This is a genomic window from Prevotella sp. P5-64, assembly GCF_002251285.1.
Classification (GTDB): Bacteria; Bacteroidota; Bacteroidia; order Bacteroidales; family Bacteroidaceae; genus Prevotella.
Map to the genome: position 1 here is coordinate 1 of NZ_NPJK01000076.1, position 25,822 is coordinate 25,822.

Genomic DNA, 25,822 nt, shown 5'->3' on the forward strand with positions numbered 1-25,822 from the left:
GAAAACGAGTCGCATAAAGGCTTTTGTCTTCAGATTCATCTCCGTACCTGCCAAGTGGATCATGACTGCAAGGCAATACGTGCTGAATATCTACACAGAGAACCGAGCTTATGCAAAACCCTTCAAAACAGAATTCGGATAAGAATCCTTTCTTTCCGGTTTGAATCTGCGTATTACCTCAAGTCGCATCGTGGGGTAAGGGGATGGTGGCTACATATTGATGTTGTGCTGTTGCTTTTTACTGAAAGCTGCTACTAACGACTCATAAATCTACCCTTAATCGTGTATTGGATGATAGTTGCGGATTTTAGGATTATGATATCTTCCATCCCAAACATATAGAATTTGTTAGTGTCAAGATTGATAGTAGTTACGAAAGGGAGGATAAACAACCTGATGTAATAGCAACGACATCGGAAGGTAAGCAATTCATGATAGAGTTTACATTTAAAGATAAAGTTAAGCACAAACAAGTTATTGATTATAATAATCTTACATGTCTCGAAATTAATTTGTCTAACCAAACCCTTGAGTCTTTAGAAGATTTTCTTCTTACAACAGAAGACGATAGAAAATGGATAAATAATGAGACTTACTTTAACAGTATTGAAGAGAGATATGCCAAGGCAAACAAGAAAGTTAGAGTAGTTGAAGTATCAGAATGTGATATTTGCCCAATAAGTAATAACTGCTGTGGCGTTAGGAAGAAAGATGCTTCGTCTCCACTTACTCTAAAGAACAATGATAGACAATATCGAATTTGCAAACCTGATGAGAAAGAACTGCGAATAAAAAATGAAGAGGAAGATGAAAGGCAAGCTACATTAATACGTAGGCGCAAAGAAGAACAAAAACAAAAAGAATACTTGAGAAGACAGCAAACCAAATGTGAACAACGGCAACATATATTAGACGAACAAGAAAGTTCACAAGATTCTTCTGAAAGGAGTTGTTTCGATTGTACCACTAATCTCTCATGGCTTAATAGAAATGATGGAATTGCTCATTGTGGAGCCTTTAAGAGTATGGGAGTTCCTCAAAACACCCCACCATCATACGCACAAACATGCAAGAATTTCAAAAGAAAAGCAAAGTAATTATTATGATTTAATCGAATTATATAAATTAGTGGGCGAGGCTATTTGTTACCGTAGTCTTGACCGTGGCGACGGGGCAGAGAATAAAAATAGTATTGTCTCTATGATATTCTCTACAAAACATAAAAGGATTTCATGACCACAATGAGAACGATAAAAATATTGTTGCTGCTTGTACTGACAACCTCACAATCAGCATTGGCATATAACCTGAAGATAGATACAGTGGTAGTAACTAACGACAGCTGCAGAACGCTTCAATTGATAGCTACAATTGATAACACTGACAATGAGGTTTTGTGGATATGGCTTGACAACAATGACTATGGGCGTGACCATAGAAAGGCCATTAGACGATATTTGATGAAGCGCAGAGGAGACTTCTCTATTTTTGACATCGGTGCCGACCCCAATATGATAGGGGATTGGTGGCATCCTTCTGCGCCGAAATACTGCTTTGTCAAATACTTGGAACCTGGCAAAACCTTCACAATTATTTTCTATAATGAGAAGACATTGATGCCTGAACGCTGGAATAGCAAAAACATCATCAATGACATTAAGATTTTCAGTAATCGGCAAATCAACGAATACTGCCCAGGATTAGAGCAGCCATATAGTATTAAACGTATTTCATATTCACATAATGCTATTGCATTTCCAATAAATGCTGATAAATTATCCGATACAATATCAAAGTAGCATAAAATATGCGGTCTGCATTTTCTTAGACCGCATAGACATACAGTGCGAGATAAGCCCCGTGCCGTTCAAAGACATATCAAAGGCGGCGCCAGGCGAGGCGAGTGCCACCATACGCCAGCGCGTCATCAAGGCACGCGACATACAGGCGGAGCGATATCGCACACACAAAGGCATACACTGCAACGCGCAGATGACGGAGCGCATGATTCACCAATACGCCGAACCCGACAACACCGGGATGGACCTCCTACGCATGGCGATGGAGCGCTTCTCACTGTCTGCACGCGCCTACAGTCGCATACTGAAGGTGGCGCGCACCATCGCCGACCTTGACGCCAGCGACAGCGTGCAGCAACACCACCTCGCCGAGGCTATAGGCTACCGCAACCTCGACCGTGGCGATTGGGCGGAGAGGTAGTCAGCTGAACCTTAAGGACCTCACGAACGTGCGTCCCCCCAGTCCGTCCGAAAACATTAGTTTGGGGAATATCACAGAGGGCAGAGTCGCTATCGCAACTTCACCTAAACCCATCTAAGGGCATACAAGTTTTCATATTAAAATTTCAGTTTATGTTAAACAAATTGTCATAAGGGCCAAGAAAAGCCGATATGAGTAATAATTATGCGTGTTTTTCGATGGTAATAGTCTTTATATAAGAGATGCTATAAGTGCTGGCACCCCTTTGAGGGATATGGCACGACGAAGGTTGTAAGATAGGCAGAATAGACCCATCTCAGCCATTACTTTCAGTTTGCCTTTCAGTAAAAAATAGTATTGTCCAAGTGCCCGCTTCATGGTTCCAAAAGGATGTTCGGAGAGACACTTACGATTATCCATCTTGTTCTGATCGAGATGCAAAATGTAACAAACAACTTTCTTTATAACCTTCGTTCTTGGAGGTTTCGGTTTGTCATCGTTCTCATCTTTAAGTTGCTTACGCTTTGCTTTGGTTGTTCTAATCAAGGTATCCTTACCAAAGTCAGCCTCCTTGAATTTCTGTACGGTACACTTACACTTGCATTTCTTGCAAGCGAGCTTGTTGCAGTATCGTATCATGCCGTTTCTCTTGGTTGACTTCTGTCTCAGTATTTCCCCTTGAGGACAATAGGCAAGGTTACGTTCGGCATCCCTTACAAAGTATCCCTCAAGAGCCTTAGCACGCATTTGTTCTGGTGTCATCTGAAGTACTGCAGAATCAGCCACATCAGATGAGTATTCCTTGATTTCTGCGATATGGATATCGGTTAGGATATCCTTGTATGTATCTGGGATAACACCTGCTTCAAGGCAAGCCTTCATATCTTCGGGCTTTGTGCTTGCCTTCTGTGCGTCAGTTATAGTCGCCTCATTGTAGTTAAACTGAACTTGCTCTGTGCATCCGCCATCACGCTGTATAACATTTGGTATAATACCATTAGCCAATGCATCAGCATGATCCTCAGGACATTCATATCCCTTATCTGCTGTAGTTTCAAGAACCTCTACGCCATAATCGGCTTTCACCTCTGATGCAACGCTTGTAATTAGACCATAGTCGGTAGGACTGTCTGTTACTTGAAAGCCGGCTATCATGTGGCTTCCTGCATCAACGGCGGTCTGCACATTATAGCCGACACAAAAGCCTTCGTTAGCTTTCATTAGTCGGGAGCCTGGGTCGGTTAGGGAAATCTGACTTTCGCCACTCTTTTCAAGAGTATCACAATAGCCCTCATAACGTTCCTTGCGCTCCTTACAAACATCGAGTTTACGTTGCAACTCGTCTTTTGAGAGCTTGCGCCCTTCTTCATGGTCGTATGCATCAAGCTCTTCCATGTAGATTGAAATATGCTCATCAAGACGCTTGATTCGATCATCGAGTTTGTTAAGAGTTAGGTTGTTGTCCTTGGCATTTACAGCCTTGAACTTGTTTCCGTCAATGGAGATATATGACTTGGAGAAGAGCTTCAGTCCCATGTAGAACTTGTTGAACTCCTTATATACTTTAGTTATAGCCTTTTTGTTATCCTTGCGGAAATCAGAGATTGTACGAAAGTCGGGAGTCAGCTTGTTAAGCAGCCACATAACCTCTACGTTACACTTGCATTCACGGGCTAGTTTACGAGAGGAACGTACCTGATAGAAGTAATCATAAATATAGAGTTTGAGCAGATCGCGAGGATCATATCCAGGAGTGCCAGTCTCAGCCGGAGTACTGCGAATAAATTCAAGTTCATCCATTTTGAGGCTGTCAACGAAAGCATCAAACAAGCGAACCGGGGCGTCTGACTCTACATACTCGTCAATGCAATCTGGGAAAAGAACCCTCTGACGTCTATCTTGACCTTTTTTATATGCCATATTTTAGTGAATTATATACTATAAATATAAGCAAAATGATTGATTTTCAAGAATATACAAAGTTAAAACAAATATAACAAGCATAATGAATAGTAACCATTATCAGCTGTTCACTATCCTAATAGGTTTTCGGACAGCCTCCCCCCAAAAAAACTTTGTGATGCCACGATGCTTCCCTTAGCAAGGATAAAGAATAATCACTATAAAACAGTAAAATTTACAAATTAAACGAGAATGATAGCCTCTCTATAATTAGTCGAGCCTTAAAAACTTCGCACATGCGCGCATGTGAATGCATTATATGTGATAACCGACCATTGTCCCTCTGTCATGAGCCTCCTAATGACCCATTTGAAAAGGCACAAAAAGAGCCTCATGGCTCTTTTGAGGTTATATGCGGCAGCAGCGAGCATGACATTTATAGAGTCTCCGAAAAGACCCTTGTAGAAGTTCCGTCCCAGACGATGGTCGCTCTTGCGTCCATGACCGTCCTTTCCCTTATTCCTGTCATCCTCCTCCTTCTTCTTGTCCTCCATGGCAAGATTGATGTGGATGCTTTCCTTGAGGATAAGCTCCACGCCCTCCTCTCCGATACGGTGACGGAAATGTACAAGCTCGGATGAGGCGCAAGGTGCAGATATACTGAAAGCCTCAAGACCGCAAAAGTACTGATAGTAGGCAGACAGGTAATAATCCCTCTAAACCCATCGGCTTTGCATTGGTTACCTGAGCGAAACGGATGCAAGCCGAGCCAAAAGGTGTTTGAACTGACTATATTGGGAGTATGTAACAGGTATCTTAAAAAAATGACTGCGGATGCAGGGATTACGAAAAATGTCAGTTTCCATTCGGGCCGTCACACATTTGCCGTGCTGACACTGGCTGCCGGAGGTGACTTGTACACAGTAGGCAAGTTGCTCGGACATACGAGCATAAATTCAACACAGGTGTATGCCGATGTGGTTATGGAAACAAAGGTTGAAGCCATTAGCCGAATTTCAAATTATTTTTCTAACTTGTAAAATACGAGGCTGCGCCGTAAACCTTAATTACGACACAGCCCCATATTTTCATCATTACTTTATTTTATATGCAGCTTTACGTGGATTATTTTTTCCGATAACCACATTTTGGGCATACTCCATCCGCATTGAGGGCGACACCGCAAAGAGGACAGCGGTCGATGTTATTCTTTGTGGTAAACTCGGCAGACCCGGCATTCACACCGCTTGTGAAAGTGATTTTAACGATGTTCAGTTTGTCTTTCAACAAGTCATATACAATCTTAATCATACCTTCCACTGTCATGGTTTCTTTGGTAACAACCAGACGGGCATCGGGGTAAGCCGTTGCCAATTCTGTCTTGAAGGCCTCTCCTTTCATTTTGTTTTGCGGATGGCCGTTCTTGATGCCTTGCTTTTCATACACATCAAGAATGGCAGGAAGCAAAGGGTCATCTTCGCGGAGCACCAAGGCATGGTCAAAATTCTTCAACAGGCTCCATGCCACCTTTTGGATTTCATTACAAGGGTACACCATGTTTACACCTTCTTCAACCGTATCTTCCACCTCAATGGTCAGTGTGCCAGTGTGACCGTGAAGATACTGGGCTTCGCCTTGGAAGCCATAGAACCGATGTGCATACTGCAAATCGAAAGTCGTGATACTTCTCATACTTTTTACTTTTTAGAGTTTAACTTTGGGTTATTTATCGTTATCTGCACCTGTATTCGGCTAATGTCAACCGATGCAAAATTCTTTTCTTTCAAATACTGTCGTATCAATTCCGTAAGCTCTTCATCCATATAATCCAAGATGCTCTCTCCCTCGAATATGTGGTGATGCTCTGTCACGGTAATGTCATAATAGCTTTTCCCCACTTCGGGATGGAACACAAGTGATAACAGATTAGCCTTGCAAAACGAATCAAGAATGCGATAGATGGTTGAGATGGTTATCTCATTATCTTTGGATTGCACACACTTGATTATTTCATCAATGGCAGCATGACGCAATTCCATCATAACCTCATAAACCACTTTACGTTGCGGAGTGATTTTTAGGCCTGCGTTCTTTATAATCTCCGTACTTTCCATTCTTCTCGTATTTTGATGCAACAAAGTTAATGATAATATTTCGCATTTGCAATTTTTTTATCAACAAAATTGCTGCTTTTTGAAGAATAAAGCCGCATCACCTATTTATCTGTTCGAAGATAGTGGCATACTGGTGGGGGTTCACATATAATGATGTGGTTCCCGAGTGTTATATTATCACTATGGATGGTCTTGAATCGGAACCTTTCGCCGACGTTGCGCCCTACATTTTTGAGGATCTGGGACGCGCCTATGCTGTCGTAAAGAAGCAATACCGCAATACAGACCTCAAAAAACATGTTATCGGACTCAACCTCGTCGAAATACATTCCTTAGATTCTGTCTATCAGAAATTCACCTGGCCCATGTGGGAATGTATAGAGTCTATGCACAATGGAGCAATTCTAATCAAAAAGGCTCGACTAATTAAACAAAAAGTGTTATCTTTACATCGTGAACATAAACAATGGCCATTCACCTATGTCCTTGATAAATCATCGTAGGCGTAGTGCTAGATGGCATGGAGCGAGCCAAAAAGTGGGACAATCAGCGGCCCCTCTTTTCTTAGAACGAATAGACATCCAATGCAAGATTACGCCCGTACCCTTCAAGGACATCTCCAAGGTGGAGCCGGTCGAGCCCATCGCCCCGACCTCGATGGCTCAGAACGTGTAGAGGTGCAGCACATCAGCGAAGCCATCGGATACCGCAACCTCGATAGAGGCGATTGGGCTGAGAGAGGACTGTAAGGCAATGGATGGGCTAACGCACAACTGAGACTAAATGAGCAATTCGATAGAAATATACCGTTCGGAAGACGGAAGTGTGCAGCTGGAATGTAAAGCTGGAAAATGAGACCGTATGGCTGACACAAAACCAGATGGCTGAGTTGTTTAATCGCGATAGAACTAAGAGGGAATAACCATTTTTACCATCAAATGCCAACCAAGACTACACATTATCTGAAATTTATCCAAATAAGTTTTCCTCTCTGAACAATTAGCAGTATCTTTGTGACAGCGATTATCTTACATAAACATAGGGAACCTATGACCGGTCTTCATCCAGAGGGGCATGCGGCAACCGACGACGCTCCCCGCTCCAGCCGTAGATGAAGAACAGCGCATGGAGTCTCTACATATAATAACTACTGCAAACCACATTACTACAGATGTCACGCCTATTGAAACACGGAAGAGAATGGCTTATCGCAGCCCTGTGTCTGCTTGCCACCCTACACATATCTGCCCAGTCGCGCCAGCCCTGGGAGGAATATCTGATGCAGTCGGGGCTGATAGAAGACATCGAGAACGAGGATATCAGCGAGCGCTACGACGAGCTGTGCGAACTCGCTGCCAACCCCATCAACCTCAATCACTCTACTCCCGAGCAACTCAGACAGCTGCCCTTTATCACGCCCGAAGAGTATCTGCGGCTGGTGGAATATATAGATAAGGTGGGCGAGGTGCATACATGGGCCGAGCTGCTGGTGGCCGACATCACCGACAAACGGCGGATGCGACTCCTGCAATACTTTGCCTATCTCGGTGAACCGGCGAGCAGCAAGAAAGCGTTCTCGCTCGACAATATCCTGAAATATGGCAAGCACGAGGCCATGGGCTACTTCAAACTGCCCTGCTACGAACGGCGCGGTGACGACCATGGCTATCTGGGTTATCCCTACCGCCACTGGGTGAGATATACCTTCAACTACGGACAGGATGTCAAGGTGGGACTTGTGGGCGCGCAGGACGCGGGCGAACCCTTCTTCAGTCAGCCCAACTCTATGGGCTACGACTATTACAGTTTCTACATCCAACTGCAGAACCGGGGATGGCTGCGCTCACTGGTGGTGGGACGCTACCGGCTGCGGATAGGGTCGGGACTGGTGATGAACACCAATTACAGCTTCGGCAAACTGTCGGCACTCAACGGCCTGGGGCGCCAGAGTACCGTGATAAGCGGACACTCGTCGCGCTCGGAAGCCAACTATCTGCAGGGAGCCGCTGCCACGATAGACATGAGCAGTCGCATCGAAACCACCCTCTTTGCCTCTCACCGCCTCGTCGATGCTACGCTCAACTCTGACTCGCTCACCGTGGCCACCCTGCTCAAGAGCGGCTACCACCGCACCCAGAGCGAGATAGACCGACGCCACAACACCGCCCAGACGCTATGGGGAGCCAATGTGGCTTATCACCACGGCGGACTGCGACTGGGGCTGACGGGAGTCTACAACAGCTACAACCGACTGCTGCGCCCCGACACCACTGCCCTCTACCGCCGATATGCTCCCACGGGCGACAGGTTCTGGAATATCGGCGCCGAGTACAGCTGGCTGTCACCCCAGTGGGCTTTCTCCGGAGAGACAGCCACGGGCGACGGCGGCGGCATAGCCACCATCAACCGCCTCAGCTTCTCCCCCACCCAGTCGCTGTCGCTCATAGCCATCCAGCGCTTCTACAGCTACCGCTACCATGCCCTCATGGGCCGCTCGTTTGCCGAAGGCACCCAGGTGAGCAATGAGAACGGACTCTACCTCTCTGCCATCTGGCACCTGGCGCGCCACTGGAACCTACTCGCCTATACCGACTATGCCTACTTCACCTGGCCCCGCTACGGCGTGTCCTTCGCCACCCACGCGTCTGACAATCTGGTGCAGATAGAGTATCGCCGTCGGCTGCTCACATGGCAGACGCGCTACCGCATCAAGCTGCGGCAGAAGGACAATGCCACCCATACGGCTCTCGACGACTATGCCACCCACCGCGCACAGACTACGCTCAGCATACAGAGCGGACGATGGACCTCGAAGACACAGATGGGCATGGCCTACAGCACCAAGGGCGAGAGCAGCATGGGATGGAGCGCCGCCGAGCAGATACGCTACGCCGGCAGTTGGCTGCAGCTCTCCGCCACACTCTCCTACTTTGACACCGACGACTACGAAAGCCGCCTCTATGGCTACGAGTACGGACTGCTCTACTCGTTTGCCAATCCTGCATTCTACGGCCACGGCATACGCTACGCACTCACAGCCCGCGCCACACTGTCGCGCAGGGTGATGATAGCGCTCAAGGCAGCCACCACCGACTACTTCGACCGCGACCACATATCGTCGGGCCTGCAGCAGATAGACGCCAGCTCGCAGACCGATATAGAGATGCAGTTGAGAATAAGGTTGTGACAAACAATAAGGAGTGCAATGATGTGGGGAGAAATGTGTGGTCGTGTTGGAGATTCGTACAAAATAAGCCTGTGGCTGTCTCAGCCATATATGGGTCAACAACACTGTGGAGAGATTTAATATAGGATTATCGTGGAGAGTATTTTCTTACGTCATCGTTTCCACATATTGCACTCCTTATGTATTCGTTTTTTTTAAGAGCAAGGCCCACTATTCAGCATAGTGTCCTTGCGTGTTTGTAACTCAGATAAAATATATTCCGATTAGTTAGTGTTTGCATAGGATAACATCATACATCTTTTGTAATTAACTCTTGTGACTGCAAATATACGAAAAACCGCAACACCTGCCAACCCCCCTTTTCCGGCATTATGCCCTGAAAGGGTGAAAAGCCCGACAAGAGGCCGAAAACGGGGATAAAAGGGAAAAAATAACCGTGCAGGTCAAAAAAATCGTGGATAAAAGGTTTACTATTGTGATAAATGACTAACTTTGTATGGTTAAGACAGCCGTCGCACCGTCGCTTAGAGCCATCGGGAGCCATCGCCAAGTCGCTGTCTTGTAGCATCTTACTCTCAATCTGCCGAATATGAACCACGTGAAAAGACATATACACCTATTATCACTCATCGCTGCCTCTCTCCTCTTGGCAGCCTGCAACTGCAGACATACCGACGACACGTTTCAGCAGCAGCGCCACGCGATAGAAGACTCCATCGCCGCCGGCAACGACGACTATGCCATGAAGGCCATCGCCCGGAAGATGGCCGAGGCCGACGACAGCACCACCTACTATCTCTGGCTGTCCACCCTCAACAAGGCTTATTACACCGACATGAAGATAGACTCGATGACCGCCACCCTCGACCGCATAGGAGCCTATCTCGACCGCCATGCCGACCATCACGACCAAGCCACCGACCAGCTGCGCGCCGAGTGGTATCTGGGCAAGGGCGTCTACAACAGCGTGATACTGGGCCGCCCCGACTCGGCACAGGTCTACAACGGCCATGCCATCACCCTGCTGCGACAGACCGACAAGGAGCGCGAACAGATACTCACCGCGCTGACCAACCAGGCCGACTATTACCGCCAGATGGGAAGGCTCGACCTCAGCGCCGACTCGTATCTGCAGGCACTGGCGCTCGCCGACTCGATGCAGACCAATCCCAACGCACGCATCGTGGTGATGCTCGGCATCAGCACCGCCTATACCTTCATGGCCGACTACACCAACAGCGACCTGTGGTGGAAGCGCACAGCCAGACTGCTGCCCCACATGCAGCAGGGCGACCGCTTCATCTACTACAACAACCGGGGCAATGACTATTATCTGCAGGACAACTACCGACGGGCTCTGCCCTACTTCCTCAAGGCTGCCCAGCTGGTCAAGAACGACCCCAAGCGAGAGTGGGACTACTACACCGTGCAGGCCAACCTGGGCGAGACCTATGCCTGTCTGGGCAAGGCAGCGCCCGCCAAAGTCGCCATACACCAGGCCGACAGCTTCTTCCGCAAGGTGGGCTTTGACATCGGCCTCTACTACACCCACACCTCTGAGATGAACATCGCCATGCTCGAAGGCCATCACGCCCTGGCGCTGGGCATAGCCCGCGAGAGCGACACGCCACAATACATGATACCCGCCGCCATCGTGCAGAGGCTCAAGGCCAAGGAGAATGTGTTCCAGCAGATGGGCCGATACGACGAAGCCTACACCGCCCACCGACAGATGCACACCATCAACGACTCTCTGCAGACCGCCAACATCCAGATGCGTATGAATGCCAATATGCTCAGATACCGCCACGACAAGCAGATAGCCGAGCAACAGCACATCATAGACCACCAGCGCTATCTCGGCGCACTGGCATGGGGACTCTTCCTCTTCGCCGTAGTGGTCATCCTCGCCATGTGCTTCGCCATCGTGCTGCTGCGCCGACGCCGACAGATGCGCGAGATGAAGGCACGCCAGGAGATGCTGAAGCTGCGCATGAAGAACACCCGCAACCGCATATCGCCCCACTTCATCTACAATGCGCTCAACCACGAGATGCTCGCCCAGATGAACGGACACGAGGTCAACCTCAACACCCTCACCCAGCTGCTGCGCCGAGGCGTGGAGCGTGCCGACGCACTCATGAGCACCCTCAACGAGGAGATGGAGTTTGTGGGCTACTACGTCAACATCGAAGCCAAGCAGATGGGCGACAACTTCAGCTACACCACCCACGTGGCGCCCGATGTGGATGCCGACCGCGTGCGGCTGCCAGCCATGGTGATACAGATATTCGCCGAAAACGCCATCAAGCACGGACTGCGCCCGCTCAAGGCCGACTCTCCCCGACTGCTCGACATCAGCGTGACACGCGAGCAGACCATGACCCGCATCGAGGTCAAGGACAACGGAGTGGGACTCACCGCCGGCAGCGTGGGCGAGCATACCGGCATGAAGGTAGTGCGCCAGACCATACAGATACTCAACGACCACAACCGCGAGAAGATTACATTCGGCGTGACCAATTACAAGGACGACAACGGCATGTCGGGCTGCCGCTCATGGATAATGGTGCCCGACGAGTACAACTATAACTTATAACAGCCATACACTATGTTCGGACGCAAACAGCTCACCTCCGTATACATCGTCGACGACAACAGCGACGCCATCGAAGTGCTGCGCCGCATGCTGGAAAGCCAGTATTCGGTCAAGGTGATAGGCACCAGCACCGATGCCGACACAGCCATAGAAGAAATCATACAGCTGGCTCCCGACCTCATCTTCACCGATGTCGAGATGCCCACCATGACGGGCATACAGCTCTGCCAGCTGCTCCACCAGGAGGTAGACCCCAACACCAAGGTGGTATTCTACACCGGCCACGACAAGTATATGATAGACGCCATACGCCAGAAGGCGTTCGACTATCTGCTCAAGCCGCCATCGCCCCAAGACCTGGCCCAGACCATGACCCGCTTCTATGAAGACAAGCTCGCCAGTCTGCCCCAAGCGGCAGGCCCCGCAGAGCAGCGCCAGCCACGCATACTCGTGGTCAACGCCATGAACGAGCACATAGCCCTGCGCGACGCCGATGTGGCATTCTTCCGCTTCGACGCCGACGGCAAGCACTGGGAGGCGGTATGCACCAACGGCAGCACCTACATCCTGCGCAGCCGCACCAACAGCGACTTCATCCTGCGTTATTCGCCATCGTTTGTGCAAATCCACAAGCGATATATCGTCAACGTGAGCCACATCATGATGATACAAGACAACACCTGCATACTGGGCTATCCCTACGAAGACAACCGCGAGCTCAAGGTGAGCAAGAACTACCGCCGCGACCTCATGGATGCTTTCTATACCTTATAATATATAGTATATCCGCAATCCTACTTACGATTATGGGCAGCCATGGACTTGGCTGCTCATAATCGTAAGTAGGGCCGACATGTTTTTCCACGAATCAAAGGGCATTACCGGGGATAAACGACATAATTCATACTTCTTTGTTCGATTTTTGGGATAATACAAGTGTATAACGAAAAAAAATATTATCTTTGCAAAAGTTTTCTATGGCAATAGTATGAAGGCTTTGATTATCATAGGAATGTTACTGGCCGTCCACACCCCGATTTGGGCGCAGGATAGCATTGCAGCCCCACTCGACACATTGGCCATACAGCCCAAACGCAGTCTGGTAGCCCGACTATTGCAGTATTTTTCCGAGTCCGACAAGCCAAAGCCCGATAAGAAGATAGACTTTGGCATCATTGGCGGTCCGCACTACGCCTCTGACACAGGACTGGGCGTGGGCCTGGTGGCATCGGCACTTTATTCCACCAACCGCTCCGACAGCACCCTCAAACTCTCCAACGCCTCTCTCTATAGCGACGTTTCCACCAAGGGATTTCTGATGATAGGCCTACGAGGCAACACCTTCCTGCCCCACAGACACTATCGGATCGACTACCGACTCTATGTCTACACCTTCCCTTCCTACCTATGGGGCTTTAACTTTCCGCAGAGCGACAACAACGACAACAAGAGCAAGTACAACCGGACCAAGTTTGAGGTGATGGCACGTTTTCTTGTGCCGCTCAACCGTTACACCTATCTCGGTCCCATTGTGCGTTACCAATACGTACACGCCTACAAGCTCAAGAACCGCGCTCCTCAACTGCTGGCCGGACAACCGCTCACGGTGAGCGACGTGTCGGTGGGATTGAGCTATACGTTTGACTCGCGCGACTTCATGCTCAACGCTTCTCGAGGCTGGTTTGTCCAGGCCGACCTCACAGCCAACCCTACATTCCTGGGCAACAACGACACCTACTGGTCGGGCGAGTTGCAAGTGTCGACCTATCGCCGTGCCTGGAGAGGTGCCGTCATTGCGGGCGAATTTCACACACGACAATCGGCAGGCCACGTGCCCTGGCCCATGCTCTCTGATGTGGGGTCGAGCAATCGTATGCGCGGCTACTACGAGGGGCGCTATCGCGACAAGAATATCATCGACGCCCAAGTGGAGCTACGCCAGCATATCTGGCATCGCAATGGCATGGTGGTATGGTTGGGCGCCGCCGAAGTGTTTCCCGACTATAGTAGCCTGCGATTCCGACAGATTCTGCCCAACGCTGGCATCGGTTACCGCTGGCAGTTCAAAAAAGGTGTCAACGTGCGACTCGACTATGGGTTCAGTCGCAGAGGCACAGGTTTTATATTCAATATCAATGAGGCATTCTAAGGGTAGCGCAGGATGCCCGGCTTGAGGCTCAATAAAACCAATGTTTATGAAAAAAACATTCTTTCTCATATTTCTTGGGGTACTCATCCTTCCCAACCTGATATTGGCCGTTACCGAGTCGCTCTCATGGAGCGGACGCCTGCTGAATGTGGTGACGCCTCTGGCTGCCTACTGGTTGGTGCTGACTCTCTCGCGCAAGGTGGGGCGCACCATCATCCTGCTCTTTCCTCTGCTATTCTTAGGCGCCTTTCAGATGGTACTCACCTATCTCTATGGGCGCGGACCTATCGCCGTCGACATGTGGCTCAACCTCGTCACCACAAACCCGGGCGAGGTGGGCGAACTGCTCTCACAACTGATGCCTGCCATCGTATGGGTGGTAATCATCTATATCCCCACGCTCACGCTGGCAGCCATACTGTGGCGGCGACACCTATATCTGGACAAGACACTCCTGCGCCGACAGCGCCGACCAGCACTCATAGCCACCGCAAGCACAGCAGTGATCACCACAGTACTCGCGGGAGTCACCCCTTATGCGCCCACGACCGACCTGTTCCCTCTCAATGCCGTATACAACTTTGGCATCGCGCTCACCCGGCAGAAAGCCACCACCGACTATCCCTCGGCATCGGCATCCTTCAGCTACCACGCCCATTACACCTTCACCGACTCCGTGCCTGAGACGCTGGTGCTGGTCATCGGCGAGACCAGCCGTGCCGACAACTGGCAACTGTATGGCTACCACCGACCTACCAACCCACTACTGTCCAAAGCACACGGACTGACAGTCTTCACCGACTACATGAGCCAAAGCAATACCACACACAAGAGCGTACCCATCCTGTTGTCGATGGCCGATGCCGACAACTACGACATACTCTACCACACCAAGGGCATCATGCAGGCATTCAGAGAGGCGGGTTATCACACCGTATTTCTGAGCAACCAACAGCGCAACCACTCCTTGATCGACTACCTCGGCGAGCAGGCCGACTACTGTCTGTTCCTGCGCGACCGTCATCCCGAGACTACCGACGACACCTATCTGCTGACACCACTGCAGCAACAACTGACAGCACATCGAGGCCAACGCCTGTTTGTGGTACTCCATACCTATGGCTCTCATTTCAACTACGCAGACCGCTACCCCAAGGCCGCACGCATCTTTACCCCCGACCATTATGACGGCGCCAAACGGTCATACCGACAGCAGCTCATCAACGCCTACGACAACACCATTCGCCATACCGACCTGCTGCTCAGCCAGGTGATGACGGCGCTCGAAGGTACAGGCGGCTGTGCGGCGATGATGTATACGTCAGACCATGGCGAAGACATCTTCGACGACCATCGCAATCTCTTCCTCCACGCCTCACCGTTCCCATCCTACTGGCAGCTCCATGTGCCTCTCGTGGTGTGGACCTCACCCGTCTACCAGCAGCACCATGCCGACATCGTGACACACCTTGCCGCCAACAGGCATCGCCCTGCCGAGAGCAACAGCGTGTTTCATACTCTGCTATCTATGGGCGGTGTAGCCACACGCTACCGCAACGACTCACTGTCGTTGGCCAGCCAGTCATATACAGACCATCCCCGCCTCTTCATCGACGATCACAACCAGCCACGCACCTACGATGCGTGTATGCAACCCATCGACATGGAGCAGATGAAGAAGAGGATGAAATAACAAGCACCCGTCGCCATGAGCGAGCCAACCATAGACAACTCTAAAATGAAAGGAAAACAGAGTATGAAGAAAATAATTCTTGGAGTCACCCTCATCATGGGAATGGCCGTTGTGGTAAAGGCCGACTATAGAAGTGAACAAGACACGCTACAGACAGACTACGATAGCGCTCTGTACTCCAAAACCGTACTCATCAAGTACGGCGATATGAACCAATGGGTCACACGCCAAGTGAAAGAGAGCGCCATCATCGGCGGACAACTGAAGACACTCTATGAGATTGCACCCGCAAAGGCATGGAAGCGAAATACACCTTATGTCAACTGGGCTGGTTCGCCATGGGGCACATCCAATGTCATGGCCAAGGTGTCGGGCATCATCAAGACCAATCAGTCAGTTTACCGCGACACCCACCCTGGACATGGCTATTGCGCCAAGCTCGTCACCCATATCGAGACGTGCAAGGTGCTGGGTATCGTCAATATCAAGGTGTTGGCTGCCGGAAGCATCTACCTCGGACAGATGCTCGAACCCATCACCTCTACCTCCAACCCCATGGCCAAACTCGATGCGGGCATGCGCTTCACGGCAAGACCCAAGGCGCTGATGTTTGATTATAAGGTGAAGCTCGCAGGCCAGCCCAACCGCATCAAGGAGACAGGTTTCTCTAAGGTGAAGACCGTGCCAGGCATAGACATGTGCGACTGCATCTGCCTGCTGCAGAAACGATGGGAAGACGCCAAGGGCAACCTCTACGCCAAGCGCGTGGGCACCATGGTGGTGCGCTTTGACAACAACACCAGCGGATGGGTAGAAGACGCCTCCTTCCCCATCCACTATGGCGACATCACCCACCAGCCGTTCTACAAACCTTACATGGGGCTGATTACTGGCGATGACACCAAGTGGGCCAAGAACTCCAAGGGCAAGATGGTGCCTGTCAAAGAAATAGGATGGGCACACGCCGACGACATCCCTACCCACCTTATTCTGCAGTTTGACTCCAGTCACGGCGGAGCCTACATAGGCTCCATCGGCAACACGCTATGGGTAGACAATGTCAGAATGGCTTATTAACCCAAATAGGTCATAACATAACACCTCAAACGGCCTAATGACTGTTTTGGGGCTTAATATAGCTGGCAATAGTCACCATTCAATTCCTTTATAGAGTGCCATTTTTGTGGTATTATGGTAGATGGGCTTGACAATTATACTGATATTTACAAGAATTGAACGTTAAAGTATACAATTTGCACTGAAAACAATTATGATTTTAGTATCTTTACACTCAAATTATAATGGGCTACCCCTCCCATAGTTAAGCAAGAACATTAAAACAGTATATAGCAAAGAAAGTAAATCAAAAAACCGAAGTAGTTCGAGAAGAAATGCTTGATTTTCAGACTATGACAGATACCTATAATAATCAAGAGAAACAATTGGTAGAAGAACAAGCCCCTATTAATAAGTGGGACAAATCTGTACCAGTAGAAGAAAACCCTTATTATTGGAAAGGTGATCCTATTCGCGGCTTTCTATCTCATAATAGCAGTCATTTGCCTTGTTCCAATGCGGGCTGCCACATCCATAGTCAATATCATGGCCTTGCACATAAACAGGGATGTGCATGGAAAGCACCACAGGAAGTCCCCTTTCCACCTGCTTCTTGAAGAACTTCAGTTGCTCTTCTGTGATTTCAAAGAGAGAATTGTCAATCGTGACAAAATTGATTCCGTTAATGACCTGAGCAGAATAGAGAGGATTCTGGCCTTGGTAGAGAGGCTTCAGGTTGGCCTGCTACCATTTCTCCCTTTGGGCAAAGGACGTTCCTGGTTCGCCCTCATAATGCCAATCATGATTGCCTGCCGTATAAGTCCAATTCAGCCCCGAAGCATCCAGCATGGCTTTGAGATGCTCTACAGAAGCCAGCGAGGGGAAGTTGACAATGTCGCCTCCCAATATGACCAGCGCAGCCTGTTCCTTTTTTGCTTTATCCAACGAACGCAAAAGAGCCCGTTCCCGCCCATTGCTTTTGCCATAATTCTGAGGTTGAACAGCAGCTCCACCCATCCGTCGGGTGTTATCATAGAACTCACGTCCCCGTTCATCCTCAATAGTAAAATGCGTGTCAGCCAAGAACATTACCGTAAAAGTCTTCTCCATGCCTCTCAGATAATAATACACATAGCCGTCCTGAACCGTAATGCTCTCCAACTTCGAACTACGCACTTTACCTTGAGCGCCTGTCAAAAGGCAAGCCACAAGAGAGAGAATACACACCAATGCTCTTTTTATAATTTTCTGTTTTACGTTTGACTTTCGTATATCAAAGATTTCTATCTGCTGTTTCCGTTCTGTTGTAAAGTCGAATTCTGCCTACCTTAACAATGACATTATCGTGTCGGGCTTCATCTCCAGCCTTGTTATGGCACAAAGGCTTGTGCCCATGTCCTTTATGCTGGCACCCATGAGATACACATCATCATCTATAATAAGGAAACGGTCGTGGGATTTGTGAGGCGTCTGCACAAACTCAATCGGCTCGTATTGCCCGTTGTGCTTCTCCAGATCCAACAGGAATTGCTGTGTGTAGCGAGAGTGGATGGTTGCCGAAACCCCTTCAGCCCTCTTGGTCAACAGCAGGAGCACTCTTTCGTCCACAAAGTTATCAATAAGGATGATGCGTTGCTTGGCACTACGAACCAGCTGGGACACATAGCTCCAAGCGTCCCACACGCAACCTGTGGCGAAGACTTGTTCAGGAGTGATGGCAGGAGCAAGCTCGTCCATACGCTTCAGCACCTGTTCCATCTTCTGGTCAGTCAGCATCTGATGATGTTCCAGCCTCTCTATACGCTGAAACATACCGGCATTGGCCGAGAGGAAGCGACGCATGGCTACGAAAGCACGCATGATGCGGATATTCACCTCTATAGCATATTCACTCCTCAAGATACCCGACAACTGGGAGACTCCCTGCTCAGTAAAGACAAAAGGAAGATACTTTGAATGCTGCCCCCTACCGCTCTCTATGGTGCCATTTTGGCACCTTAAAGATTCATACTCTTCTGATGTCAGTTCAAACATGAAGTCGTCGGGGAAACGTTCTATATTACGCTTCACCTGACGTTTCAACTGTTTGGTTTCCACACCATACATGGCTGCAAGGTCAGCATCGACCATTACATTTACCCCTCGTATAGTATAAATATGAGAACGCACATAGTCCATGCTGAGCCGGTCACCGCATGTCATCACCTTCACCACCTCTGCCTGTCCATCCACAGGAGCACTATTTGTGGCCTTGCATTCTGTATCGCAGACATCACCATTAGCGACCTCCGCATGAGATGTTATATCTTTCTTTGCCATTATTTCCCAACTTTATTGCAAAGATAACACTTTTAATCCACACCTGTCAGCGGACGGGGAGGAAAAAATGGTTCACTATATAACACCCTCTTGTCTTATGTCTGCGTATCTCAGGTAGACAGCACTATGGCGCGCACGCGGTCGAAGCGGCGGGCGGCGAGGTCGGCAGGGTCTATCAGAAAGTCGAGCACGCCGCAGTCCATGAAGTTGAGCGCAAAGTCACTGCCCTCACACGAGTCTATCTGCAGGAGTATCTGCCAGTCCTCGTAGGGATGGTCCCAGGTCTCCCACTCACGGTAGGTAGGCTCGGCCATCACAAAGTGGTCCTCCATACTCTCCTCCATCGTACACTCAATCTTCATCTCATGAAACGCCATGGGGATATCATCGTCGTCGATGAGCACCACCTGCTCCATGTCGCGGGTATCTTCAAAGTAGAAGACCCTCACATCGTCGGTATCGCTGATGGCGCTGCCTATGCTGTCGGTGTCAAAGTAGTTGCCCGTGTAGTGGTCTATCTTGGCAAAAAACGACAGCAGTCCCTTGTGGGGCAGCACCCCTTCGGTGTCCATCTGGGCCAGCTCGCTCAAGTCCAGCTGGCACACAAACACATAGGGCACGTCGTCGCCCTCAAAATCCTTGTACATGGGATAGTCAAATCCGCGTGGAAGGTCGGGGTTGCCCCAGAAGCGCGATGCGCCGGTGGGCAAGGCTTGGTCAACGGTAGATAATTTGAGTCTTACAGGTTTCATTGCGCGTATAATATAATAAGGTGAAACTTGGGTTATATCTTCGAGGCGATGTGCCGACGGTATACAGACATGCCAGCACGGTCGAGCACCTGGGCTATGTGGTCCAAACGCTGGCGCTGGGTGGTGGCAGGGTCTTCGCTGCTGTTGTCTTCCTGCATGTGCATACTGCCCTGACCCGTCACGGGCAGATACTCGTCCCAGTAGACAGGCACCTGATGGGTGCGACCGTCGCCGCCCCACTTGCTCACATAGGTCACGCGCTTCTCTACGCGGTAGCCATGGGCAAAGACGGTGACGCGGGTATTGCCGTCGGCTTCGCTCTTGGACTGGGTCTTCAGGATGCAGTCGGTCACACAGCGAGGATGCTTGAAGCGGTCCTGACCCCAGAAGTTGGCCAGCGCCTCGTGCTCCCAGAAGGCGCTGCGGCGCTGCATATCGCGGCCATAGATGTCCTGCTGCGAGCGTATCTGCTGATACATAGGCACACAGAGCAGCGGAGCCAGACAGAAATAGATGGCACGGAAGTAGCCGGCGTTGAGGGTATAGAAGTCGTGCTCGGCCTGGTCGTAGTTGTAGTTGTGATACCTGCGGGGATCCATGTCGAGGTCCATGCTCTGGATATGGTCAGAGATGATGGTATTGATCATGCAGTTTTTGCCGAAATCGAAATCATCACCATATCCCACCTCCTGGTCTCTGAGCAGCTTGAGCATGCTGGACTGGGCGAGAGGCGTGAAAAGCATCGCATATTGCTGGTTGTTGTTGCGGTTGCTGGTGTCAAAGGCCACCTCAAACTCCTCATTGGTGAGCATGGCAAAGTCGCTGTTGTCCAGGTCGCGTGCCTTGTTTCTCAGTTTGCGCCGCTTCCACTTGTAGGAGAGCGAGCCCTCGCGGTTGGCCATACCGCTCTGCTGGCGGTAGAACTTCAGGTCGGGGGCAGCCGTGTTGCCATAGATGAGACGGGTCTTCTCGTAGTATTCGGGATAGGGCGCGGTGACGGTGGCTATGAGGGTCTCAGAGTGGTGCACGGTTTGCATCTTGCCGTCCGACCCTCGCTCACGGGTGGTCCAGTGTATGGTCTTCGAGCCCTGATAGGTCTTGCTGCCCATCTCCATCTTGCGCGTACGGCAGAGCACAAAGGGGTTGCCGTTGATGAGTCCGGAGTGGGAGTAGATGACCGAGCGCTCCTTGTTGAACGAGCCGTCCCAGCCATATATCTCCTGCAGGTCGGCGAGCCGCTGGGTGGTGAAGTAAGGGTCAAACTCCAGTCTGGGCACCGTCTGGGTCATCATGCGCATCAGCACATCCCAGTCGTAGAGCCGGTTGAGGGGCTCCATCTGGCGCCACGCCTCAGCCTTGTACTGCTCTGCCTTGTCCTGCAGATTGTCGCGCTCGTCCTTCAGCTGCGACAGTCGGGGATGCACCTTGGCCAGCAGCAGTATCAATGCCACCACCATGGCCAGACCTATGCCCACCACATACCACGAGTCTATCACCTGCCACTGGGAGTAGAGCACCCATCCGCCTACGGCCAGTCCGCACCAGAGGACGACGCATAAGAAGGTGGTCCAGTTAATGCTCGACTTCACCGAACCCAGTTCGTCCTCGGTCATATCCAGCAGACGACAGGTCTCACGGTTGGCAGCCACGTTCACATTGGCCTCGCGGGCGAGCTGGGCAAAGGTCTCCTTGGCTACCTGCTCAAAGCGCGGACGGAACTTGCCTGCATACTCGTCCAGGGGGTCATAGATATCCTCTGTCATAGCCCCCGGCTTAGAAGAACTTGCTGCGGGCCATCTCGCGGGTCTCTGCCGACGCGGTGAAAGGTATACGTGTGGTATATCCCTGTCGTGCAGCTACTATCATCTTGGTAGGCCAGGAGAAGAGGTCGGTGTTCCACTGGGTCACACGGCTGTTGTAGACCGTGCGGGCAGCCGTAATCTCACGCTGCAGATAGTTGTTCTGCTGCATGGCGTCGGCTATGGCCTGGTGGGCCTTCAGGTCGGGATAAGCCTCAACCTGGGGGAAGAGACGGCCGCAAGCCATATTGAGCTGGCTGTTGACGTCGCTGCGGTTGGCCTCGTTTACCTTGCCGCCACGCAGGGCAGCAACGGCCTTCATCACGTCCTTGTCCAGGTCTATGGCGCGGTTTACCAGTCCCACCACGTTCTGCAGTATCTGCACGCGCTGCTCCAGATAGTTGTCTATATTGGACGCCTCGGCCTGGATGCGCTGCTCGAGCTTGAGAAAATAGTTGCGCGCCGAAATCTTCATGAAGATGAATACCACTCCTGGCAGCACGCCTGCCACGCAGCCGCCGATGGCCACGGTGGTGGGGTCGGCCAGCTGGTCGCCCATAGCCAGCACGTAGATGAGGGTGAGCAGCGGGAGGGTCACCCACAAGGCTATCTCGAAGAGGGTGGAACGGAAAGTGATGGTCACTGGGAGCTGACGGTCTATCACATGTACATCACGGCCATTGTCGTTGACCGGACCTTGGGTCTCGTCTAATAAGTTTGCCATAATCGTTGAAGGTTATTTAATGATTTTAATTTACGGTTTCTATACCTTATATAATATATTCACTCCTTGATTTCGGTAGATAACAGTTGCAAATATAGCTCTAATCGCCCATAATACAAAAAAAATCGGTCGATTTCGTTCCGGCGGCGCCGTTTTTCTACTTCTTGCGGATGATGGTGAGCCCGTCGCGTATGGGCAGAATGACCTTTTCCACACGGGTGTCGCGGGCTATGTAGTCATTGAAGGTGTCTATGCCGTGGGTCTGGCTGTCGTTGGCGTAGGCGGGGTCTACCACATGTCCGTCCCACAGGGTATTGTCGGCGATGATGTAGCCGCCCTGCCTGATGATGGGCAGCAGCGTGTCGAAGGTCTCGCGGTAGGTGCGCTTGTCGCCGTCGACAAAGGCCATGTCGAACATGATGCCCAGTCGGGGCGCCTCGACATTGGCGTCGCCTATGCGGAAGTCTATGCGGTCGGCCACGGGCGACCCTTCTATCCACTGTCGGGTGAAGTCTTCCATCTCGTCGTTGATTTCAAAGGTATATACCTTGCCGCCCTCGCCCAGTCCCTCTGCCATGCAGATGGCGCTGTAGCCGCTGAATGTGCCCACCTCAAGTATGCGCTGCGGGCGTATCATCTCTACGAGCATCTTGAGCAGACGGCCCTGAAGATGGCCCGAGGCCATGCGGCCGTGCACGGTATGGATGTTGGTGGCACGCCAGAGGCGGTAGAGATAGTCTCCCTCGGGGTCTATATGCTGTTCGATATACTGGTCTATGGTCATTTGGCTTTCAGGGCTTCGATGGCGAGACGATAGGAGTCGAGTCCGAACCCTGCTATCACTCCCCGGCAGGCTGAGGATATCATGGAGTGGTGGCGGAACTCTTCGCGCTGGTGTACATTGCTGATATGCACCTCGACGACGGGTGACTGGATGGAGCGGATGCAGTCGTGCAGAGCCACACTGGTGTGGGTATAGGCGCCGGCATTGAGCACGATGCCGTCACAGTCGAAGCCCACTTCCTGCATACGGTCTATGAGATAGCCCTCGACATTGCTCTGATAGTAGTCTATCTCTATCTCGGGATAGAGGGTACGCAGATGGGCAAGATAGTCGTCAAAGGAGTCGTGGCCGTAGATGCCTGGCTCTCTGATACCGAGCAGATTGAGGTTGGGGCCATTGATAATTTGTATTTTCATCGTCGTAGCGTATTGGGGGATGATGCTTTTTTTAGAAAAAACCGTTTGATTTGTTTTGACACCATCCCAATTCGTATTAACTTTGTAAACGGCATAGCCGCAAGGCCGTATGCTTGTTGCAAAATTAGCTTAAATCGGGCTAAGTACAAAATAAATCATCCGCTTTTTTCATGTACCACGCCCCATATTGATGCCCATACCTATGACAGAAGACATGCACAGCGCCACTCCAGCTTCGGGCTCACTGACAAGGGCCTATGCCAGGTATCTCAAACTGGAGAAGAACTACTCGCCCAACACCGTGGCTGCCTATCTCACCGATATCGGCCACCTGGTCACCTTCAGCCATGAGCGGGGGGTGAGCATCGACCGCATCGAGCTCTCCGACCTGCAGCAGTTTGTCTGCACGCTGAGAGACATGGGCATCGGGCCGGCGTCGCAGGCAAGGATGATTAGCGGACTGCGCTCGTTCTACAGGTTCATGCTCGTCGACGGACGCATGGACAACGACCCCACCGAGCTGCTCGAGTCGCCGCAGACGGGAGAGCGGCTGCCCGAGGTGCTCACGCCCGAAGAGGTAGACAGGATGAAGGCAAGCATAGACATGAGCACCGCCGAGGGACAGCGCAACCGGGCCATCATCGAGGTGCTCTTCTCCTGCGGACTGCGCGTGAGCGAACTGGTCAACATGAAGCTATCGGCGATATATGCCGAGGAGCGGTTTGTGCGCATCATGGGCAAGGGCAGCAAGGAGCGGCTGGTGCCCATCTCCGACACGGCGCTCCACGAGCTCGGGCTGTGGTATGCCGACCGCTGCCATCTACGCATCAAGCCCGGCGAAGAAGACTATGTGTTTCTCTCGCGGCGCGGCAGCCACCTGACCCGCATCATGGTGTTCTACATCATACGCCAGGCGGCACTCGCGGCAGGTATCCACAAGCCCATTTCGCCCCACACGCTGCGCCACAGTTTTGCCACAGCGCTGCTCAAGGGAGGGGCCGACCTGAGAGCCATCCAGGCCATGCTGGGGCATGAGAATATAGCCACCACCGAAATCTATATGCACATCGACACCACCACCCTGCGCGAACAGATACTCAACCATCACCCCCGAAACATCAAGTAAATGAGACACGACAAACTGCAGCGCGAGCTCGACCTGCTGCTACTGATGACCGAGAACAAGAACTACACCGCCGCACAGCTCTGCGACCGTGTAGGCATCTCGCTGCGCAATCTGTATTACTACTTCGACTTCTTCCGCGATGCCGGTTTCAGACTCGTCAAGTCGGGCACCTACTACAGGCTCGACCGCCACTCGCCCTTCTTCCGCAAACTCCACGAAAGCATAGACTTCACCGAGCAGGAGGCTGTGCTGCTGAGACGGCTCATCAGCGGCACCGACGACAACAATGCCCTCACCGAGAGCATACGCCACAAGCTCGACAAGTTCTACGACCTGCGCATACTCACCGACATCACCGCCAACCAGCAGCTCTCCCACAATATAGACAGGCTCTACGAAGCCATCAAGTTCAAGCAGATGGTCAAGATATGCAACTACTCGTCGCCCCACAGCCAGACTGTAACCGACCGCATAGTAGAGCCCTTCGCCTTCATGAACGACAATATGGACGTGCGCTGCTACGAGCCCAGCACCGGCCTCAACAAGACCTTCAAGATAGCCCGCATGGGCGACGTGGAAATCATTGACATGCTGTGGAGCTACGAAGACCGCCACCGGCAGATGTTTACCGACGCGTTCATGTTCTGTGCCGAAGAGCGCCACCCGGTCAGCATGATACTGGGGCAGCTCTCTGCCAATCTGCTGCGCGAAGAGGTGCCCCGCGCCGCAGACTGTATGACACCTCATGATGAGCGACACTTCAGGCTCGACCTCGACGTATGCAGCTACATTGGTATAGGCCGCTTTGTGTTAGGTCTCTACGACGACATCGAGGTGCTGGGCAACGACGAATTCAAGGAATATCTGCGCCAGCACATAGAGCGCATGTACAGCAAGAGCCACTGACGACCGGGAGGCAATCCCCACTCTCTCTGCCATACTACGCAGAGATATCCTGACAACCGATAAAGAGTCAACCTAT

The 25,822-nt window shown here is 51.1% G+C and carries 24 protein-coding genes and 5 pseudogenes; 16 read left to right on the forward strand and 13 right to left on the reverse strand.

Annotation, left to right across the window (positions count from 1 at the left end; translation table 11 throughout):
* The 4 genes and pseudogenes from CIK87_RS14125 to CIK87_RS13015 form a co-directional block, all read left to right on the forward strand.
* A pseudogene (locus CIK87_RS14125) lies at window positions 1–142 on the forward strand (IS1380 family transposase); the annotation flags it as partial.
* Between the two features lie 289 nt (window positions 143–431).
* Window positions 432–1,097, forward strand: a complete 666-nt coding sequence (locus CIK87_RS13005; RefSeq protein WP_094387523.1) for a hypothetical protein — start codon at window positions 432–434, stop codon at window positions 1,095–1,097.
* A gap of 144 nt (window positions 1,098–1,241) precedes the next feature.
* The gene (locus CIK87_RS13010) at window positions 1,242–1,799 is read left to right on the forward strand and encodes a hypothetical protein (protein WP_094387524.1); all 558 of its coding nucleotides are present in this window, start codon (window positions 1,242–1,244) and stop codon (window positions 1,797–1,799) included.
* A gap of 25 nt (window positions 1,800–1,824) precedes the next feature.
* Window positions 1,825–2,220 (forward strand): annotated as a pseudogene (locus tag CIK87_RS13015) (magnesium chelatase); the annotation flags it as partial.
* A gap of 231 nt (window positions 2,221–2,451) precedes the next feature.
* Here CIK87_RS13015 and CIK87_RS13020 read toward each other — a convergent pair.
* From CIK87_RS13020 to CIK87_RS14130, 3 genes and pseudogenes are all read right to left on the reverse strand, one after another.
* Window positions 2,452–4,140, reverse strand: a complete 1,689-nt coding sequence (locus CIK87_RS13020; protein WP_094387525.1) for a transposase — start codon at window positions 4,138–4,140, stop codon at window positions 2,452–2,454.
* Between the two features lie 263 nt (window positions 4,141–4,403).
* A pseudogene (locus CIK87_RS14685) lies at window positions 4,404–4,616 on the reverse strand (hypothetical protein); the annotation flags it as partial.
* Window positions 4,617–4,664: 48 nt separating this feature from the next.
* Window positions 4,665–4,823: pseudogene (locus tag CIK87_RS14130) on the reverse strand (transposase); the annotation flags it as partial.
* A 75-nt stretch (window positions 4,824–4,898) separates the two neighbouring features.
* Between CIK87_RS14130 and CIK87_RS14690 the strand changes: the two are divergent.
* Window positions 4,899–5,162, forward strand: a complete 264-nt coding sequence (locus tag CIK87_RS14690) for a tyrosine-type recombinase/integrase (RefSeq protein ID WP_256388309.1) — start codon at window positions 4,899–4,901, stop codon at window positions 5,160–5,162.
* A gap of 85 nt (window positions 5,163–5,247) precedes the next feature.
* Here the strand turns inward: CIK87_RS14690 and CIK87_RS13035 are convergent, their stop codons facing one another.
* Complete coding sequence (locus CIK87_RS13035) at window positions 5,248–5,814, reverse strand: 6-carboxytetrahydropterin synthase (protein WP_094387528.1); 567 nt, start codon at window positions 5,812–5,814, stop codon at window positions 5,248–5,250.
* Between the two features lie 5 nt (window positions 5,815–5,819).
* Window positions 5,820–6,236 carry a Fur family transcriptional regulator gene (locus CIK87_RS13040; protein ID WP_022310596.1) on the reverse strand — a complete coding sequence of 139 codons (417 nt, stop codon included), beginning with the start codon at window positions 6,234–6,236 and terminating at the stop codon, window positions 5,820–5,822.
* Between the two features lie 182 nt (window positions 6,237–6,418).
* On the opposite strand from CIK87_RS13040, the gene CIK87_RS13045 reads away from it, so the two are divergent.
* The 3 genes and pseudogenes from CIK87_RS13045 (at window position 6,419) to CIK87_RS13055 (ending at window position 9,423) form a co-directional block, all read left to right on the forward strand.
* Entirely contained in the window at window positions 6,419–6,739 is a 321-nt protein-coding gene (locus tag CIK87_RS13045) for a hypothetical protein (RefSeq protein ID WP_094387529.1), read from the forward strand.
* A 19-nt stretch (window positions 6,740–6,758) separates the two neighbouring features.
* Window positions 6,759–6,985: pseudogene (locus CIK87_RS14695) on the forward strand (hypothetical protein); the annotation flags it as partial.
* A 434-nt stretch (window positions 6,986–7,419) separates the two neighbouring features.
* Window positions 7,420–9,423, forward strand: a complete 2,004-nt coding sequence (locus CIK87_RS13055; RefSeq protein ID WP_094387530.1) for a hypothetical protein — start codon at window positions 7,420–7,422, stop codon at window positions 9,421–9,423.
* Between the two features lie 289 nt (window positions 9,424–9,712).
* Here the strand turns inward: CIK87_RS13055 and CIK87_RS13060 are convergent, their stop codons facing one another.
* Entirely contained in the window at window positions 9,713–9,991 is a 279-nt protein-coding gene (locus CIK87_RS13060; protein WP_094389274.1) for a hypothetical protein, read from the reverse strand.
* A 21-nt stretch (window positions 9,992–10,012) separates the two neighbouring features.
* On the opposite strand from CIK87_RS13060, the gene CIK87_RS13065 reads away from it, so the two are divergent.
* The 6 genes from CIK87_RS13065 to CIK87_RS14145 all read left to right on the forward strand — a co-directional run bounded on the left by CIK87_RS13065 (window position 10,013) and on the right by CIK87_RS14145 (window position 17,537).
* Window positions 10,013–12,022 carry a histidine kinase gene (locus CIK87_RS13065; protein ID WP_094387532.1) on the forward strand — a complete coding sequence of 670 codons (2,010 nt, stop codon included), beginning with the start codon at window positions 10,013–10,015 and terminating at the stop codon, window positions 12,020–12,022.
* Between the two features lie 12 nt (window positions 12,023–12,034).
* Window positions 12,035–12,796, forward strand: a complete 762-nt coding sequence (locus CIK87_RS13070; protein WP_022309537.1) for a LytTR family DNA-binding domain-containing protein — start codon at window positions 12,035–12,037, stop codon at window positions 12,794–12,796.
* 214 nt (window positions 12,797–13,010) lie between these two features.
* Window positions 13,011–14,171, forward strand: a complete 1,161-nt coding sequence (locus CIK87_RS13075; RefSeq protein WP_022310908.1) for a BamA/TamA family outer membrane protein — start codon at window positions 13,011–13,013, stop codon at window positions 14,169–14,171.
* 46 nt (window positions 14,172–14,217) lie between these two features.
* A complete protein-coding gene (locus CIK87_RS13080) occupies window positions 14,218–15,864 on the forward strand; it encodes a phosphoethanolamine transferase (protein WP_158215066.1) in 1,647 nt (548 codons plus the stop codon).
* A gap of 63 nt (window positions 15,865–15,927) precedes the next feature.
* Window positions 15,928–16,941, forward strand: coding sequence for a PCMD domain-containing protein (locus tag CIK87_RS13085; protein ID WP_254046564.1), 1,014 nt, complete (start codon window positions 15,928–15,930; stop codon window positions 16,939–16,941).
* Between the two features lie 332 nt (window positions 16,942–17,273).
* Window positions 17,274–17,537 (forward strand): hypothetical protein, encoded by a 264-nt coding sequence (locus tag CIK87_RS14145; RefSeq protein WP_144008227.1) that lies wholly within the window; start codon window positions 17,274–17,276, stop codon window positions 17,535–17,537.
* Window positions 17,538–17,664: 127 nt separating this feature from the next.
* Here CIK87_RS14145 and CIK87_RS13090 read toward each other — a convergent pair whose 3' ends face one another.
* The 7 genes from CIK87_RS13090 to aroQ form a co-directional block, all read right to left on the reverse strand.
* The gene (locus tag CIK87_RS13090) at window positions 17,665–18,030 is read right to left on the reverse strand and encodes a metallophosphoesterase (RefSeq protein ID WP_144008228.1); all 366 of its coding nucleotides are present in this window, start codon (window positions 18,028–18,030) and stop codon (window positions 17,665–17,667) included.
* A 213-nt stretch (window positions 18,031–18,243) separates the two neighbouring features.
* Window positions 18,244–19,239, reverse strand: a complete 996-nt coding sequence (locus CIK87_RS13095; protein ID WP_022310912.1) for an ORF6N domain-containing protein — start codon at window positions 19,237–19,239, stop codon at window positions 18,244–18,246.
* Between the two features lie 110 nt (window positions 19,240–19,349).
* The gene (locus tag CIK87_RS13100; protein ID WP_094387535.1) at window positions 19,350–19,991 is read right to left on the reverse strand and encodes a YwqG family protein; all 642 of its coding nucleotides are present in this window, start codon (window positions 19,989–19,991) and stop codon (window positions 19,350–19,352) included.
* Window positions 19,992–20,023: 32 nt separating this feature from the next.
* Entirely contained in the window at window positions 20,024–21,754 is a 1,731-nt protein-coding gene (locus CIK87_RS13105) for an MAG1210 family protein (RefSeq protein WP_094387536.1), read from the reverse strand.
* Between the two features lie 10 nt (window positions 21,755–21,764).
* Window positions 21,765–22,514, reverse strand: a complete 750-nt coding sequence (locus CIK87_RS13110) for a LemA family protein (RefSeq protein WP_022310915.1) — start codon at window positions 22,512–22,514, stop codon at window positions 21,765–21,767.
* A 157-nt stretch (window positions 22,515–22,671) separates the two neighbouring features.
* Complete coding sequence (locus CIK87_RS13115) at window positions 22,672–23,298, reverse strand: O-methyltransferase (RefSeq protein WP_094387537.1); 627 nt, start codon at window positions 23,296–23,298, stop codon at window positions 22,672–22,674.
* Window positions 23,295–23,714 carry a type II 3-dehydroquinate dehydratase gene (gene aroQ / locus CIK87_RS13120; RefSeq protein WP_094387538.1) on the reverse strand — a complete coding sequence of 140 codons (420 nt, stop codon included), beginning with the start codon at window positions 23,712–23,714 and terminating at the stop codon, window positions 23,295–23,297. Before aroQ ends, CIK87_RS13115 begins: the two co-directional genes overlap by 4 nt.
* A gap of 214 nt (window positions 23,715–23,928) precedes the next feature.
* Between aroQ and CIK87_RS13125 the strand changes: the two genes are divergently transcribed.
* Window positions 23,929–24,840: a site-specific tyrosine recombinase gene (locus CIK87_RS13125; protein ID WP_094387646.1), complete on the forward strand. Its 912-nt coding sequence runs from the start codon at window positions 23,929–23,931 to the stop codon at window positions 24,838–24,840.
* Window positions 24,841–25,746 carry a YafY family protein gene (locus CIK87_RS13130; RefSeq protein WP_094387539.1) on the forward strand — a complete coding sequence of 302 codons (906 nt, stop codon included), beginning with the start codon at window positions 24,841–24,843 and terminating at the stop codon, window positions 25,744–25,746. It begins immediately after the preceding gene.
* Window positions 25,747–25,822: the final 76 nt, after the last annotated feature.

What these genes read in the sequence shown, in the direction of transcription:
- CIK87_RS13005 (WP_094387523.1), top strand. Translation starts at nt 432, where the DNA reads ATGATAGAGTTTACATTTAAAGATAAAGTTAAGCACAAACAAGTTATT.
- CIK87_RS13010 (WP_094387524.1), top strand. Translation starts at nt 1,242, where the DNA reads ATGAGAACGATAAAAATATTGTTGCTGCTTGTACTGACAACCTCACAA.
- CIK87_RS13020 (WP_094387525.1), bottom strand. Translation starts at nt 4,140, where the DNA reads ATGGCATATAAAAAAGGTCAAGATAGACGTCAGAGGGTTCTTTTCCCA.
- CIK87_RS13035 (WP_094387528.1), bottom strand. Translation starts at nt 5,814, where the DNA reads ATGAGAAGTATCACGACTTTCGATTTGCAGTATGCACATCGGTTCTAT.
- CIK87_RS13040 (WP_022310596.1), bottom strand. Translation starts at nt 6,236, where the DNA reads ATGGAAAGTACGGAGATTATAAAGAACGCAGGCCTAAAAATCACTCCG.
- CIK87_RS13045 (WP_094387529.1), top strand. Translation starts at nt 6,419, where the DNA reads ATGGATGGTCTTGAATCGGAACCTTTCGCCGACGTTGCGCCCTACATT.
- CIK87_RS13060 (WP_094389274.1), bottom strand. Translation starts at nt 9,991, where the DNA reads ATGCTACAAGACAGCGACTTGGCGATGGCTCCCGATGGCTCTAAGCGA.
- CIK87_RS13065 (WP_094387532.1), top strand. Translation starts at nt 10,013, where the DNA reads ATGAACCACGTGAAAAGACATATACACCTATTATCACTCATCGCTGCC.
- CIK87_RS13070 (WP_022309537.1), top strand. Translation starts at nt 12,035, where the DNA reads ATGTTCGGACGCAAACAGCTCACCTCCGTATACATCGTCGACGACAAC.
- CIK87_RS13075 (WP_022310908.1), top strand. Translation starts at nt 13,011, where the DNA reads ATGAAGGCTTTGATTATCATAGGAATGTTACTGGCCGTCCACACCCCG.
- CIK87_RS13080 (WP_158215066.1), top strand. Translation starts at nt 14,218, where the DNA reads ATGAAAAAAACATTCTTTCTCATATTTCTTGGGGTACTCATCCTTCCC.
- CIK87_RS13085 (WP_254046564.1), top strand. Translation starts at nt 15,928, where the DNA reads ATGAAGAAAATAATTCTTGGAGTCACCCTCATCATGGGAATGGCCGTT.
- CIK87_RS14145 (WP_144008227.1), top strand. Translation starts at nt 17,274, where the DNA reads ATGACAGATACCTATAATAATCAAGAGAAACAATTGGTAGAAGAACAA.
- CIK87_RS13090 (WP_144008228.1), bottom strand. Translation starts at nt 18,030, where the DNA reads ATGGAGAAGACTTTTACGGTAATGTTCTTGGCTGACACGCATTTTACT.
- CIK87_RS13095 (WP_022310912.1), bottom strand. Translation starts at nt 19,239, where the DNA reads ATGGCAAAGAAAGATATAACATCTCATGCGGAGGTCGCTAATGGTGAT.
- CIK87_RS13100 (WP_094387535.1), bottom strand. Translation starts at nt 19,991, where the DNA reads ATGAAACCTGTAAGACTCAAATTATCTACCGTTGACCAAGCCTTGCCC.
- CIK87_RS13105 (WP_094387536.1), bottom strand. Translation starts at nt 21,754, where the DNA reads ATGACAGAGGATATCTATGACCCCCTGGACGAGTATGCAGGCAAGTTC.
- CIK87_RS13110 (WP_022310915.1), bottom strand. Translation starts at nt 22,514, where the DNA reads ATGGCAAACTTATTAGACGAGACCCAAGGTCCGGTCAACGACAATGGC.
- CIK87_RS13115 (WP_094387537.1), bottom strand. Translation starts at nt 23,298, where the DNA reads ATGACCATAGACCAGTATATCGAACAGCATATAGACCCCGAGGGAGAC.
- aroQ (WP_094387538.1), bottom strand. Translation starts at nt 23,714, where the DNA reads ATGAAAATACAAATTATCAATGGCCCCAACCTCAATCTGCTCGGTATC.
- CIK87_RS13125 (WP_094387646.1), top strand. Translation starts at nt 23,929, where the DNA reads ATGCACAGCGCCACTCCAGCTTCGGGCTCACTGACAAGGGCCTATGCC.
- CIK87_RS13130 (WP_094387539.1), top strand. Translation starts at nt 24,841, where the DNA reads ATGAGACACGACAAACTGCAGCGCGAGCTCGACCTGCTGCTACTGATG.